The organism is Melioribacteraceae bacterium, from assembly GCA_035362835.1.
Taxonomy (GTDB): Bacteria; Bacteroidota; Ignavibacteria; order Ignavibacteriales; family Melioribacteraceae; genus DSXH01.
The window spans coordinates 186884-201528 of record DAOSDY010000003.1; the positions used below are offsets into that span (position 1 = coordinate 186884).

12 protein-coding genes are annotated in these 14645 nt (G+C 40.6%); 5 read left to right on the forward strand and 7 right to left on the reverse strand.

Translation table 11 applies throughout. The annotated features are described in order from the left end of the window. The first annotated feature begins 147 nt into the window (after positions 1–147). From PLZ15_11970 to PLZ15_11980, 3 genes are all read left to right on the forward strand, one after another. Positions 148–789 carry a hypothetical protein gene (locus tag PLZ15_11970; GenBank protein ID HOI30463.1) on the forward strand — a complete coding sequence of 214 codons (642 nt, stop codon included), beginning with the start codon at positions 148–150 and terminating at the stop codon, positions 787–789. A 121-nt stretch (positions 790–910) separates the two neighbouring features. Then, entirely contained in the window at positions 911–2818 is a 1908-nt protein-coding gene (locus PLZ15_11975; GenBank protein HOI30464.1) for an AMP-binding protein, read from the forward strand. A 73-nt stretch (positions 2819–2891) separates the two neighbouring features. Then, a complete protein-coding gene (locus PLZ15_11980) occupies positions 2892–3281 on the forward strand; it encodes a response regulator (GenBank protein HOI30465.1) in 390 nt (129 codons plus the stop codon). Between the two features lie 4 nt (positions 3282–3285). Here the strand turns inward: PLZ15_11980 and PLZ15_11985 are convergent, their stop codons facing one another. Beyond that, positions 3286–4284 (reverse strand): radical SAM protein, encoded by a 999-nt coding sequence (locus PLZ15_11985; protein HOI30466.1) that lies wholly within the window; start codon positions 4282–4284, stop codon positions 3286–3288. Between the two features lie 11 nt (positions 4285–4295). Further along, the gene (gene hemL, locus PLZ15_11990) at positions 4296–5579 is read right to left on the reverse strand and encodes a glutamate-1-semialdehyde 2,1-aminomutase (protein HOI30467.1); all 1284 of its coding nucleotides are present in this window, start codon (positions 5577–5579) and stop codon (positions 4296–4298) included. Between the two features lie 189 nt (positions 5580–5768). Here hemL and PLZ15_11995 point away from each other — a divergent pair, with 189 nt between their 5' ends. Next, the gene (locus tag PLZ15_11995; GenBank protein ID HOI30468.1) at positions 5769–6275 is read left to right on the forward strand and encodes a PaaI family thioesterase; all 507 of its coding nucleotides are present in this window, start codon (positions 5769–5771) and stop codon (positions 6273–6275) included. Between the two features lies 1 nt (position 6276). On the opposite strand, the gene PLZ15_12000 is transcribed toward PLZ15_11995, so the two are convergent. From PLZ15_12000 to hemH, 5 genes are all read right to left on the reverse strand, one after another. Beyond that, on the reverse strand, positions 6277–7581 hold the full coding sequence (locus PLZ15_12000) for an MFS transporter (GenBank protein HOI30469.1): 1305 nt from the start codon (positions 7579–7581) through the stop codon (positions 6277–6279). A gap of 66 nt (positions 7582–7647) precedes the next feature. Further along, the gene (gene hemB, locus PLZ15_12005; protein HOI30470.1) at positions 7648–8628 is read right to left on the reverse strand and encodes a porphobilinogen synthase; all 981 of its coding nucleotides are present in this window, start codon (positions 8626–8628) and stop codon (positions 7648–7650) included. Positions 8629–8680: 52 nt separating this feature from the next. Beyond that, a complete protein-coding gene (hemG, locus tag PLZ15_12010) occupies positions 8681–10063 on the reverse strand; it encodes a protoporphyrinogen oxidase (GenBank protein ID HOI30471.1) in 1383 nt (460 codons plus the stop codon). A 59-nt stretch (positions 10064–10122) separates the two neighbouring features. Further along, complete coding sequence (locus tag PLZ15_12015; GenBank protein ID HOI30472.1) at positions 10123–12213, reverse strand: M3 family metallopeptidase; 2091 nt, start codon at positions 12211–12213, stop codon at positions 10123–10125. Positions 12214–12286: 73 nt separating this feature from the next. Beyond that, complete coding sequence (gene hemH, locus PLZ15_12020; GenBank protein ID HOI30473.1) at positions 12287–13240, reverse strand: ferrochelatase; 954 nt, start codon at positions 13238–13240, stop codon at positions 12287–12289. Between the two features lie 177 nt (positions 13241–13417). On the opposite strand from hemH, the gene PLZ15_12025 reads away from it, so the two are divergent. After that, positions 13418–14611, forward strand: a complete 1194-nt coding sequence (locus PLZ15_12025; GenBank protein ID HOI30474.1) for an ATP-grasp domain-containing protein — start codon at positions 13418–13420, stop codon at positions 14609–14611. The last annotated feature ends 34 nt before the right edge of the window (positions 14612–14645 follow it).

Sequence of the window (14645 nt, forward strand, 5' to 3'; positions counted from 1 at the left end):
TCACCCGCTCTGTCCTATCAATACGAAATTTGTTCACATTATAGAACAATATTCAGCATTAATACATCAAATAAGAGTATAATTAAGTAATTTATCTGGCACTTTAATTGACACATTATAAAATCTCAACAAAGCCTGGTGATGATTATGAAACGATTTATTCTTTTCATGCTGATAATTTCCTCCGGAATTTTAAGAGCGCAGTTCGATGTTGGAGCTGTTAAGCTTGGCACTTTCAGCCCCTCGGCCACCGATGCCGGTTTTATTATCGGTTATGAGGGCGGCTGGCATATCGATGATAATTTTCTATTCGGATGGAGCGCCGACTGGTTTCACAGAAATTATGTGGACAGGAAACTTGTAGATCAGTACAACGATTTCTTCGGTCCGATTCAGAGCGATCTTAATGAATTACGTGCCAGGACTAATCTCCATTCCATTCCGCTAATGATTTCAGTAAATGCTAATCAGTTGATTGCTCCGCGGACCAGAGCATTTATTACCGGGAGTGCGGGTGTAGAAGTACTCCTGATCTTCTACAGAAATTATCAGCGCCCTCAGGATGACGAATTTGAAGGTGCATTCGATTTTACCTGGCGACTGGGCGGCGGGATTTCATACGAATTGGGAAGACGCTCGGATGCTTTTGTTGAACTCACCTATCATTCATCTCGCCCCGCGTATGAATATGAAGTTGAAGATGCGCAGACGGGAAGGACAAGAATTTTTGAGAGAAGTTTCGACATGAGCGGTATTATGATGAGGGTCGGTTTCAGATTCTTTTTCTAAGAGGGAATGTTTACCGACATCCACTCCTCTTAAGACCTCTTTATTTTTATACCTCCTTGACTTTTTGTCAACCGGAATTAATATTTCCAAACATTAATTCTAAAACAAATCGGAACAGATCATGTCAAATCGAACGATACCACAAATGTTTGAAGATAGCGTTAAAAAATACGGCAAGAACGTTTTAATGTGGGAAAAGAAAGGTGATAAGTTCAGAGGGACTACGTATGTGGAAATGCAGGAAATGGTTCATCTATTTGCCGCAGGGTTGATCTCTTTAGGAATTAATCATGGCGATAGAATCACGCTGATTTCTGAAGGAAGGAATGATTGGGTAATGGCCGAGCTCGGTATTCTTTTTGCAGGCGCGGTTAATGTACCTATCTCCGTCAAAATTGAAGAACCGAATGATTTAAAATTCAGAATCGCTCATTCGGGTTCGCGTATGGTTATCGTATCAAGAAACCACTATCAGAAAATCCGGAAGATTAAAAACGACCTCCCCGATCTAGAAAAAATCATAATCCTCGATCAGATGGAATCCTATGACGAAGATGAGTGCAATTCTTCGGAAGTATTTTTAGCAGGGAAAGAATTACTCAAAAATCATAATCCGGAATTAGAGAAACGCTGGCAATCCGTCAAGGAAAGCGATTATGCCACTATATCTTATACATCCGGAACTACTGCCGATCCGAAAGGGGTTGTGCTTACGCATAGAAATTATACTGCCAACGTCGAACAGGCAACAGCACTTCTCCCAATTCCCGAATCATATGTATCTCTTCTTATTCTTCCCTGGGATCATTGCTTTGCCCACGTTGCGGGAATTTATACACTGATGAAAAATGGCGCCAGTATGGCCTCAGTTCAGGTAGGCAGCACTCCTCTTGAAACACTTAAGAATATTCCTGTTAACATTAAGGAAATAAAACCAACTTTTTTACTGAGTGTTCCGGCACTCGCAAAGAATTTTAAAAAGAATATTGAAAAAGGAATTCGCGATAAAGGGGAGAAAGTAGAAAAACTTTTTAATGCTGCATTGAATACCGCGTATGAATATAATAAGGAAGGATGGAATAAAGGGAGGGGATTCCAAAAACTGAAGAAACCTCTTCTTACTCTTTATGATAAAATAATATTTAAAAAGATAAGAGAAGGATTTGGCGGCCGGCTTGAGTTTTTTATAGGGGGAGGCGCTCTCCTCGATATAGAACTTCAAAAGTTCTTTTATGCCATCGGGATCCCGATGTTTCAGGGTTACGGCTTATCGGAAGCTACACCGGTAATCTCTGCAAACGTTCCGGCTCTTCATAAACTTGGATCTTCAGGAAAACCGGTTATAAATCTTCAGGTAAAAATCTGCGATGAAAACGGTAAAGAGTTGAAGCAGGGTGAAAAAGGAGAGATTGTTGTGAAAGGCGAAAATGTTATGGCGGGTTATTGGAAAAATGAAAAATCGACTGCTGAAACAATTAAGAATGGATGGCTCTATACGGGTGATATGGGATACCTCGACAAAGACGGATTCCTTTATGTCCTGGGCCGGTTTAAGAGTCTCCTTATCAGCAATGACGGTGAAAAATATAGCCCCGAGGGAATTGAAGAAGCTTTGACCGAGCTCTCCCCATATATTGATCAGGTGATGCTCTATAATAATCAATCATCCTACACCATCGCCCTTATTGTACCTAACAAGGAAGCGGTTAAGAGATATCTTAAAGAGAAAAATCTTACACACCATAACAAAGAAGGCCAGATTGCCGCTATTAAATTATTTGAGGATGAGATCAATCAATTTAAAGATGGAAAATATAAGGATATGTTCCCTTCAAGATGGCTGCCGTCGTCATTCGCGCTTCTGGGAGAGGCATTCACAGAGCAGAACCAGTTTATGAACAGCACTCTTAAAATTGTTAGAGGCAAAATAACAGAGTTCTATAAGAACCGGATCGATTATATGTACTCTGCTGAAGGGAAGGATATATTTAATCACCAGAACACTACTATTGTAAGCCGGTTTGATTAAAAATATTTGACTTTTTTGATTAAAGAAATCACGGTTTTTGTCGATAATGAAGTAACAAAAACCGTGATTTATTATGAAACGAGCCTTGATAGTTGATGATGACGACCAGTTCAGACTTTTATTAAAAAGGATGCTGGAAAGATACTATGATTTTCAAGTTCATGAAGCTACGAATGGAGAGAAAGGATTGGAGATTTATAATAATTCCAAGCCTCATATCATCTTTCTAGATATTAACATGCCGAAGCTTAACGGTCTCGGTTTTCTTGAAAAAGTGAATCCATTGAATTCCAGTATCCCGATTGTTGTACTGACAAATACAGATGATAAAGAATGTGTTCAGAAAATTTTGAATTTCGGTATTGAGGATTATATTCTAAAAACAAAATTTGTTACTATGTTGAAGGAAAGATTGGAGTTCACAATTAAGAAAATAAGAAGAACTACAAAGATCTTTGCTTGAGTCTCTATTTTTTTGTTTCTATTCCGAAAGGATTTTCACGACTTTTATTAAAATGGGGAAGATAGTTTTCGCTGCTGTCAAATTCCTGTATCCATCCGTTTTCAAGTCCGTATTTATCCATCAATCTTAAAACCTTTTCATATTCGGATTCTCTGAGTTTTCGGTCCAAAAGAATTTCTTTATTCACTTTGTTTGCGGGAAAATACTGGGACATCAGAGATATGTGAACTCCTGTGCTCAATTCCTCTGCAATAAATCTGAATATTTTTTCGCTTCCGGCTAAATCGTTCGGCAATACCAGATGACGGATTATCAATCCCCTTACTACAACTTCACCATCATAAACAAGTTCGTCTCCAACCTGACGGTACATCTCCTTCAATGCTTCGGAAGTATGCTCAAAATAGTTTTCTGCGTTCGAATATTTTTTTGCATACTCATTGTCGCCAAACTTAAAATCCGGCAAATAAATATCCGCAATACCGTCGTACAGTTTTAGAATCTCAACCGAATCATATCCGTTTGTATTATAAATGATCGGGAGTTTTAATCCCTTTTCAACTGCAAGGTTAATCGATTTCAAAATTGCGGCAGAAAAGTGAGTAGGTGATACAAGTCCGATGTTATGACACCCACGGCTCTGGAGTTCTATCATTATTTCTGCTAATTGTTCATGGCTTACTTCATGGTACCGTTCAACTTTCCAGTTCTGACTGATCTCATAGTTCTGGCAGTAGACGCATTTAAGATTGCAATTACCGAAGAAGATATTCCCGGCGCCGCGGCTGCCGGATAAGACCGGTTCTTCGCCATGATGAGCGGTGTAAGAGGATACAATTGGCAAATAGCCGCTAGCACAGACACCGTATTCTCCCTCTATTCTGTTTGCTTTGCAATCATGCGGGCAGCACCGGCAAGTTTTAAGCAGACTCAGGGCTTCACCGGCTCTTCTGCCCAGCTCACCTGAATCGTACAGTTTTTTATATGACGGAGTAAAATCCATCGTGCCCGGGTTTATAAAATTACTTTGAAAGCTTCATTGCTTGCTTCGATTGTTTTATCAAGATCCTCTTTAGTATGAGCGGCCGAAACGAACATCGCTTCAAACTGTGCCGGCGGTAAATAGATCCCGCGCTTAAGCATTTCGTGGAAATACCTGCCGAATAATCCGGTGTCGGATTTAACTGCCGAATTATAATCAGTCACTTTTTCATCGGTGAAAAAGAGCGTCATCATTGAGCCGACACGGTTTAGCTGGTAATTTTTATTAGCTTTCTTTATAGATTCTTTAATTCCTTCAGCAAGGTAGGCGGATTTTTCTTCGAGCTGATCATAAATCCCGGGATTCTCTTTTATATACGTCAATGCAGCATAACCGGCACTCATTGCCAGCGGATTTCCGCTCAAAGTTCCAGCCTGGTAAACCGGTCCGCTTGGTGAAACCATTTCCATGATTTCTTTTCTGCCGCCGTAAGCTCCAACCGGTAATCCTCCGCCTATAATTTTCCCGAATGTGGAAAGGTCCGGTTTTATTCCGAATATACCCTGGGCACCGGATTGCGAGAGCCTGAACCCCGTCATGACTTCATCAAAAATTAGAACAATTCCTTCTTCACTGCATAATTTCCTGAGGTCGCCCAGAAATTCCTTTCCCGGTATAACAGTCCCCATGTTTCCAACAACCGGTTCAATAATCACCGCGGCAATTTCATTTTTATTCTGCTCAACTACTTTTTGAACAGACTCAATACTGTTATAATCAGCAACAAGTGTATCGGCGGCATTCCCTTTTGTCACACCAGGAGATGTGGGAACTCCGAAAGTAAGAGCTCCACTTCCGGCTTTGATCAGAAAAAAATCACCATGTCCGTGATAGCAGCCTTCGAACTTGATAATTTTCTCTTTACCTGTAAAACCTCTAGCGGCTCGTATCGCGCTCATTGTTGCCTCGGTTCCGCTATTTACCATTCTTATCATTTCAATTGAAGGAACCAGTTCTGTAATCAATTGCGCCATCTTAACCTCTATTTCGGTCGGGGCACCGAAACTAGTGCCCGCATCAATTGCCTTTCTGAGCGCTTCGGTTATAAACAAGGGATTATGACCGAACAGATGCGGTCCCCAGCTTCCGATATAATCGATATATTCATTTCCATCCACATCAAACATTTTTGAGCCGCTTCCGCTCTTCATAAATACAGGATTTCCTCCAACCGATTTAAATGCGCGGACGGGTGAGTTGACTCCTCCCGGTATGAAATTCTTTGCCTGTTGAAATAAAGCTTCACTTCTTGTCATTATTTCTCCTAATCAAATTTTTCGTGGTGCAAAATAGAAATTATACTTATCAGATAAAAAATTGCCCTAGAAATTGTTCTATTTAATAAATGATTTCAAAAAAATCATTCCGGTGAGGCTTTTGTATAAGGAATTGTTTTCCAATTCTTTTCTAAATTAGAGTGTAGAAAATATCATTTGAGGGAATTAATGATTCATAAAATTACCGGTAAACAGAATAACTCCAAATTGTGCTTTGTCTGCGGATTGAAAAATAAATTCGGGATACACACACATTTTTATGTTACTGAGAATAAGGAACTGATAGGCCTGTTCACCCCTTCGGAAGAACACCAGAGTTATCCGGGAAGGCTTCACGGGGGAATCGCATCCACAGTCCTGGATGAAACTATCGGCCGGGCGATACTTAACCGATACGAAGAGGAAGTATGGGGCGTTACTGTTGAGTTAAATGTGAAATTCAAAAAACCTCTTCCGTTGAATGAGGAATTAAAAGTAATAGGACGGATAACAAGCGAGAACAGCCGTATGTTTGAAGGGACCGGTGAGATTATTCTGAAAAACGGGGAAGTGGCTGCTACTGCAACAGGTAAGTATTTGAAAGTACCTCTCGAAAAGATAACAGACTTTGACATAGAGGAAAATGAATGGAGAATTGTTAAACTTGATTCGGATCCGAAGGAAATAGAGGTATAGATTAACGCAGAACCGAGATATTGCTGCTACGGATTTTAAATAGCAGAAAGAAAAGAAAAAGTATAACAGAATTTATTAATACGGCACTGGCAATACCGAAGTGTTCGGCGGCATATCCGATCCAGAGCGACCCGAGAGGATAAAGAGCAAAAAAAGTAAACGTATAAAAACTTAATATCCTTCCCCTGAATTTTTCATCAACATTAGTCTGAATTAATCCGTTGGACAGATTATACTGAGTAATGATCATCCCGCCTATAAAAATGAGCAGAACAACAGAAAGAACAAATGAACGGTTGAATGAGAAAAGGAAAATCAATACCGGAAGCGTAATAACGCTGTAAACAAGGTACCTGCCCCTATCTATGTATTTATTGACGGTTGCGATTACCAGTGCGAAAATAACGGCTCCAAATCCGCGGGCTGATTGAAGAAATCCGTTGGTCGTTGAGTCGCCGTGTAATATATCCACAGCCCATGCCGGAAATAATGTTACAAGTCCCATCCCGAAGAAACTCAGCATAGCGGTTATCAGAAGGATCCCTGAGATCACTTTGTTGGTTCTCAGATATTTTATAGCATCAGCAACTTCTGAAAAAACAGAATTGCTGTTTCTAGTAATCTCGATCCTTTTTAATTTCATACGAGTTAAACTGTACAGAACTGCAGTAAATGAAATTCCGTTAATTGTAAAACACCAGGCAGGCCCGAAGAGAGCGTAAACAATTCCTCCCAGGGCAGGGCCAACGGCTGTTGCCGTATTAAACATTGTAGAGTTAAGGGCTATTGCATTAACAAGATCTTCTTTATCAACAAGTTCGTTTACAAAAGCGTGACGAGTAGGTGCGTCAAACGCGTTTGTTATTCCACTTAGAAATGCAAAGAGAAGCAGGTGCCACGGTTCGATTATGCCAGAAAAAGTAAAGATGGCAAGAATAAATGCCATTAACATCATTGCTGTCTGTGTTGCAAACAATATTTTGATGCGGGGGAGCCGGTCTGCTGCAACACCCCCGTAGAATGAAAAAAACCATGCTGGAATTCCGCTTGCAAATCCTACGTATCCGAGATATGCAGGCGATTTTGTAAGCTCGAATATGAAGAACGCGAATGCGGTTGACTGCATCCACGATCCGAAAAGGGAAGTCATCTGTCCCCAGAACCACAATCTGTAATTAGGATAGGAGAGCGCAGCAAACGTATTTTGAATGCTGAATTTTTTCTCCGGCAGGAACCTTCTTAAACTTCCATCTTCCGGGGGAATAATAACATCGGAAATCTCTTTACCGTTTTCTTTCTGCAGCATTAATTTTGATCATACTCTTACCCTTAATGCGAAAATTTTATTAAGGGATTCCTGATTCAACAGATATTATTTTCTATCAAGGTATTTAGCTACATCCTTTGCAAAATAGGTCAGAATCATATCGGCGCCGGCACGTTTAATAGCAATTAAAGACTCGATCATTACTCTTTCCTCATCAATCCAGTTGTTTCTCCCGGCGGCTTTAATCATAGCATATTCACCGCTAACCTGATAGGCGGCAGTTGGCATACCAAATTTCTCTTTTACACGCCATATAATATCGAGGTAAGCGCCGGCCGGTTTAACCATTATCATATCAGCGCCTTCTTCAATGTCGCTTTCGGCTTCGCGGAGGGCTTCGTTGCTGTTGGCTACATCCATCTGATGCGATCGCCTGTCGCCGAATGCCGGAGCAGACTCAGCAGCATCCCTGAACGGCCCGTAGAATCCAGAAGCATATTTAACTGCGTAACTCATAATCGGTATATTGGTGAATCCCTTATAGTCGAGAGCTTTGCGGATAGCGCCGACGCGTCCGTCCATCATATCCGACGGGGCAATTATATCGGCCCCTGCCTGGGCATGAGATACTGCCTCTTTAGCGAGAAGTGATACTGTTTCGTCGTTTAGAATATTCTCGCCGTCCAGCACCCCGCAATGTCCGTGCGAAGTATATTCGCAAAGGCAGACATCTGTTATAACGATTAATTTTTCTACGTTGGACTTTATAGCCCGAACAGCCTGTTGAATAATCCCGTTTGGATCGTAAGCGCCTGAACCGACTTCATCTTTATGATCCGGAATTCCGAATAGAATTACTGCGGGGATACCGAGTTTTTCGACCTCTTTACACTCTTCAACCGCGACATCAATGGACATCTGAAATACTCCGGGCATCGACCTCACTTCATTTTTAACATAACTGCCCGGAACAATAAAGAGCGGGTAGATAAGATCATTTTTTGTTAGAATTGTTTCGCGGACCATATCGCGCACAAGCGGATTATATCTGAGTCGCCTCAATCTTTTTGTTGGAAATGTAGCCATTGATTCTCCTTCTCCGTGTTGCTGTGTCTCTTAGGTATAGACAACCGCAGAGTCACACATTTATAGATGCTTTGATTTTATTAAACACTATTTCAGAATTTTTTACACAATCCCCCACAGAGATTCCGCCGCGGAAGTTACCGCTTATAAAAATTCCGGGATTCTCTTTCTCAAATTTATCAAAATAATTTTCATGCTCTATGTAGCCAATGTTGTACTGCGGAATCGCTTTCTGCCACAATCGATTTTTTATATAAACAGGATCTGAATTTATTTTCATTATCTGTTTAAATTCACTTAGGACAATATCAACGAGTTTGCTTTTATCAATGTCGAACAGGTGAGGCGACCTTGCACCTCCGACAAATAGCGTGAATGCGGCGTTATCTTCATCGCATCTGCCCGGGAAAATTGTAGAGCTCCAGATTGCACCAAGAAAATTCTTTCTCTCTTTAGATGGAATCAGAAAACCGAATCCGTCCAGGTCCCTTCCTATCTCTTTTTTTCTGAAGCCGAGATAAAGTACCATAACCGGAGGATAATAAATTTCTTCCGAATGTTTATTAAACTCCTGATCTATTTTACCGAAAATCCCTGCTGCAGTCTGAACCGGTACTGTAGATAAAACCAGATCGGTTTGAATTTCCGATATGCTGCCGTTAATTTCATATTTAACCAGCCACTTACCGGAATTTTTTTCAATGCTTATTACTTTGCTGCCATATTGTATATTCGATTTCAATTTGTCTGCAATAGCGATAGGGAAGGACTGCATTCCGTTAATAAAAGAAAACATTTTAGCGCTCTGCTTCGATTGCTCGGCGCGTTTCTTCCTTTCCCTTGAACCTTTGATCATCCCTTTAACAAGTCCTCCGTATAACTCTTCCAGCCGGTAAAGCTTCGGGAATGCCGATTTAACGCTCAATTTTACCGGATCTCCCGCGAATACACCGCTCACGAAAGGATCAATTGCATAATCCAGAAATTCTTCTCCCAATCTTCTCTTAACAAACTCTGACATACTCTGGTAATATCCGTCGCTCGATCTTCCGATGAATGGTTCGCACATAATCCGGAATTTTGCACGTGTTGAAAATAATCCGGTAGTTATAAAAGCCGGAGGGGAAGTAGGAAGGGCGTGTAATTCGTTATTCCTTAGAATATATCTTTTATTTGACGACTCGTTTGCATAGATCATTTCGCTGCTAAGCCCGGCTTCATCAACGAGTTGACGGATTAATGGAGTTGTTTCCAGTCCCGAATTAGGGCCGTAGTCAATCAGAAATCCATTCTCCTTCGATGTTTCCATTGCACCGCCGGCTTCATTTTTAGATTCAAGGATTTTTACATCGAAACCTTCCTTGCTAAGCCAATAAGCGGTAGCCAAACCGGAAATCCCGGCTCCGATTATAACAACAGATTTATTAATACTCATTTATCTTTCCGTAAAAAATGAAAGGGAAAGCTTTGGTAGCTAATCCCTTTACTCAATAATCAATTTAATCCTCTTCTTTTAAGCAGGGCATCAACTTTCGGTTCGCGTCCTCTGAACTTCTTGTAAAGAACCATTGAATCATCAGATCCGCTGACCGCGAGAATAAATTTTCTAAAAGCATCGGCCGTCTTCCGATCGAATAGGTCTCCTTTTTCAACGAAAGCTTCGAATGCATCAGAATCGAGAACGGCAGCCCAGATGTAGCTGTAATATCCGGCAGCATATCCGCCAATTATATGGCCGAAGTTAGTACTCTGATACCTCGATTCAATTTCGGGAATCAGTCCGATTTTTTTGAAGGATTCCTTTTCGAATTTTTCGACATCCCGGCCTGTGTTATCTGTAAGCATATGCCAGTCCATATCAAGGAATGAAGCTGCGAGGTATTCAACTGTTTCAAATCCCTGATTAAAGAGACTTGAGTTGTTCAATTTTTCAATCAGCTGATCCGGTATAATCTGTCCAGTCTGAAAATGCATTGCATATACCTTCAGTACTTCCGGTTCGAGAGCCCAGTTTTCCATAATCTGTGACGGGAGTTCTACAAAATCTCTTGGAGTATTTCTCCCGCCCGGATAATCGAAATTGGAGAAGAGGGAATTAAGCCCGTGACCCAATTCATGAAACAGCGTTTTTACTTCGTCTATGCTCATCAATGCCGGTTTATCCGCGGTCGGTTTTGAAAAGTTGCCCACGTTATAAACAAGGGGAGTAATAAGCCTTCCGTCGATATTAGACTGTCCCCTGAAACCGCTTGACCATGCACCGCTTCTTTTACCGTCTCTGGGGTAATAATCGCTGTAGAAAATTCCGATATGCTTTCCATCGGATTCCTGCACCTCAAATACTTCAACGTCTGGATGGTAAACTGCAATGTCGTTTCTTTTAATAAATTTTATTCCGTACAGTTTTTCAGCTACATAAAAAGCTCCGGCTCTTACATTTTCCATTTTAAAATATGGGCGGAGCATCGACTCATCGAGATCATATTTTTCTTTTTTCACTTTCTCTGCATAATGCCACCAGTCCCATGCCTCAAGTTTGAAGTTACCCTTTTCCTTATCAATTATTTTCTGCATATCTGCAACTTCCATTTCAGCACGTTTAATTGCAGGTGTCCACAAGTCGTGAAGAAACTTATAAACGTTTTCAGGATTTAGTGCCATGTTTCTTTCGAGAACATACTCGGCATAGTTTTTATAGCCGAGAAGATTAGCCCTGTCAACCCGGAGAGATGTAACGCGCGAAACAATGTTTTTGTTGTCGAATTCGTTGTTGTTGTTTCCGCGGTTAATATATGCCTTAAATAATTTTTCTCTGAGTTCGCGCTTTTTCGAATACTGAAGGAATGGAATAAAACTCGGCTTCTGAAGTGAGAACGCCCATTTACCTTCCATGTTTTTCGAACTGGCAAGCTCGGAGGCAGCATTTATAACATCTTCAGGCAATCCGGTCAGATCCTCTTTCTTATCGATTACAAGTGCAATTGCATTTGTTTCTTTCAGGGCATTCTCGCTGAACTTCAGCCCGAGCATTGATAATTCCTGATTGATCTTACGAAGCTTCTCTTTTCCCGCCTCATCCAATGCGGCACCGTTTCTTACTGCGTTCTTGTAATAGCTTTCGAGAACATTTCTCTCGATCTCTGTAAGATTCGCGCTTTCCAGATATATCGATTTTATCCGTTCAAAGAGTTTTTCGTTCAGTGCGATATCATCACGATGCTTGGCAAGCATTGGAGTCGAAACCCGGGCGATCTTCTGGAGTTCATCATTCGTATTTGCACCGTTTAGAGCGCCGAAGACTCTGTTTACACGGCCTAGGAATTCACCCGATTTTTCGAGCGGAATGATTGTATTGTGGAAAGTCGGTTTTTCCGGATTGTTTACAATGGCTTCTATTTCGGCTTTTTCGAGTCTTATTCCTTCTTCAATTGCAGGTAGAAAATGATCTGTTTTAATCTGGCTGAACGGGGGAGTTTCATAGGGTGTTTTCCATTCTCTGAAGAACGGATTATCCTGATTTCTGTTTTGTGCGTTATTCATAGATGTTATTAATAGAATGAAAATAATAATTAATTTGGCATTCATTTTTTCCTCTTCGTTTCATTTTATATTAACGGGAAAAGTGAAACACCGGACTGCAAATAGATATACAATTGACTTATATCTCACTTTTCACGAGTTCGACTAATGCATTGATAAACAATTGAGAATCGTTTAATCCTTTCATCACGGTATAATTTTCGATTCCGCTCTCATCGGCTACGTGTCTGTATTCAATATCCAGTTCAAAAAGAGTTTCAATATGATCCGAAACAAAACTGATCGGTATTATCAGCAGATGCTTATAACCTTTTGACGCAAGCTCTTCGATCATCGTATCGGTAGCAGGCTCAAGCCATTTCATGGGTCCGACTTTGCTCTGGAAGCATAGATGATGATTGTGTGAATATTCCCGGTCTCTCATTACTGCATCAACAGTTTCGCTGATCTGTTTACTGTACGGATCTCCTTTTTTAACAAGGCTTACGGGAGTTCCGTGCGCACTGAAAACCAGTTGAACATCTTTTCTTACATTATCCGTAAAAGAACTGAGGGATTCATTAATCCGCTGGTTCAGCGCCCGGATATAGCCGGGATTTGTCTGATAACTTTCAATGTATACCAGTTTTGAATTATCCCCGCGGTAATGTCTTTTCCACTCATTAAATGAAGATCCTGTTGTTGTAATAGAATAATGAGGATAAAGCGGAAGCAGAATTATTTTCGCGTAATTACCCGATTCAATTTTTTTTGCAACTTCATCGGTCAGTGGTTTCCAGTACCGCATTGCGGTATGAACCTCGACTGATGGATTAATCATACTTAATTTTTTTTCGAGTTCTGCTCTCTGTATTTCAGTCCATTCATTCAGCGGTGACTTACCGCCGATAAGTTTGTATTCTTCGGATACCTTTGGTGCCCTGCGGCTTGAAATCAAACGGGCAAATGTTTTCTGGCCAAATGGAAGTTTGAAAATATCGGGATCGCAGAAAAGATTATATAAAAACGGTTCAACAGATTCTATTCTATCCGGGCCGCCAAGGTTAAAAAGTACAACAGCAACTTTAGACAATAAAAATCCTTTCTTATATATTCATTAAATGTGGTGCAAATTTAAGCAATTCCGGCTAAGTTTTTAATGCAAAATTGAGGAACAAATGAAGTAAGGTGACTTCTTTTTATAACTTTTTAATTGTGTTATTGTGCTTATTTGCATAAAATAAAGCCGGAAAAATTGAGCGGAGTTATTATGAATAATCTTACAATACTTTGCATCTCAAGTTATGAAAAGGGATTCGATTTCATGATACAGGCTAAAGAGGAAGGTTGCAGGGTTCTGCTTTTGACTTCCCGAAGTCTGCAGGATTCGCCGTGGCCGAAAGAATCGATTGATGAAATATTTTATATGCCCGATATAAATAAAGAATGGAATATTGATCATATGATCAACGCTGTCAGTTTTCTTGCTAGGACTGAAAAGATTGAGAGAATTGTTGCACTTGATGATTTTGACGTAGAAAAAGCCGCCCGCTTAAGAGAGCATCTCCGTGTGCCGGGAATGGGCGATACTACCGCGCGTTATTTCAGAGATAAACTGGCCATGCGGATGAAGGCCCAAGAAGATGGTATTAACGTACCGCCTTTTGTTCACATACTGAATTACGACAATATTAAAAACTATCTTAAAGAGGTTGAACCTCCCTATGTATTAAAACCCCGTATGCAGGCCGGGGCGATCGGAATCAAAAAAATAAATAATGAGAATGAACTCTGGCAGAATCTCGAAATACTCGGCGACAGGCAATCATATTTTTTGTTAGAGAAGTTTATTCCCGGTGATATTTTCCACGTTGACTGCATTATTGTAAATAAAGAGGTTCTTTTTGCTGTAGCAAGCCAGTATGGTTTGCCTCCGATGGAAGTAGCGCATGAGGGAAGAGTCTTTTCCAGCAGAACTATGAAACGCGGATCGAAAGATGAGAGAAAATTGATAAGTATGAATGATCATTTACTTAAATCGCTTGGATTGTTAAAGGGGGTTTCCCATTCGGAGTTTATTAAAAGCAGCGATGGAAAATTTTACTTTCTTGAAACGTCTGCGAGAGTCGGCGGTGCTAATTTAGCTGATCTTGTCTATCATTCTACTGGAGTTAATTTGTGGCGTGAATGGGCTAAACTTGAAATTAACGACAGATACAAAATTCCTAAATCTAAAAACGATTATGCGGCAATTCTTCAATCCTTAGCCAGACAGGAATGGCCCGATATGGATTCCTTTAATGATTCTGAAGTTGTATGGCGATTAAAGAAGAGATTTCATGCCGGTCTTATAATTGCATCACCAGGTTATGAAAGGGTAGAAGAGTTGACTAAGAATTATACTGAACGGTTTTACAGCGAATTTTTTACATCAGCTCCGGTTCCTGAAAAGCCGACAGAATAAATGTGTGATATGCAACATTTGTATCTGAGTTGAT

Excerpts from the sequence above, each read along its gene's own strand:
- PLZ15_11970 (HOI30463.1), top strand. The coding sequence starts at position 148 with ATGAAACGATTTATTCTTTTCATGCTGATAATTTCCTCCGGAATTTTA.
- PLZ15_11975 (HOI30464.1), top strand. The coding sequence starts at position 911 with ATGTCAAATCGAACGATACCACAAATGTTTGAAGATAGCGTTAAAAAA.
- PLZ15_11980 (HOI30465.1), top strand. The coding sequence starts at position 2,892 with ATGAAACGAGCCTTGATAGTTGATGATGACGACCAGTTCAGACTTTTA.
- PLZ15_11985 (HOI30466.1), bottom strand. The coding sequence starts at position 4,284 with ATGGATTTTACTCCGTCATATAAAAAACTGTACGATTCAGGTGAGCTG.
- hemL (HOI30467.1), bottom strand. The coding sequence starts at position 5,579 with ATGACAAGAAGTGAAGCTTTATTTCAACAGGCAAAGAATTTCATACCG.
- PLZ15_11995 (HOI30468.1), top strand. The coding sequence starts at position 5,769 with ATGATTCATAAAATTACCGGTAAACAGAATAACTCCAAATTGTGCTTT.
- PLZ15_12000 (HOI30469.1), bottom strand. The coding sequence starts at position 7,581 with ATGCTGCAGAAAGAAAACGGTAAAGAGATTTCCGATGTTATTATTCCC.
- hemB (HOI30470.1), bottom strand. The coding sequence starts at position 8,628 with ATGGCTACATTTCCAACAAAAAGATTGAGGCGACTCAGATATAATCCG.
- hemG (HOI30471.1), bottom strand. The coding sequence starts at position 10,063 with ATGAGTATTAATAAATCTGTTGTTATAATCGGAGCCGGGATTTCCGGT.
- PLZ15_12015 (HOI30472.1), bottom strand. The coding sequence starts at position 12,213 with ATGAATGCCAAATTAATTATTATTTTCATTCTATTAATAACATCTATG.
- PLZ15_12025 (HOI30474.1), top strand. The coding sequence starts at position 13,418 with ATGAATAATCTTACAATACTTTGCATCTCAAGTTATGAAAAGGGATTC.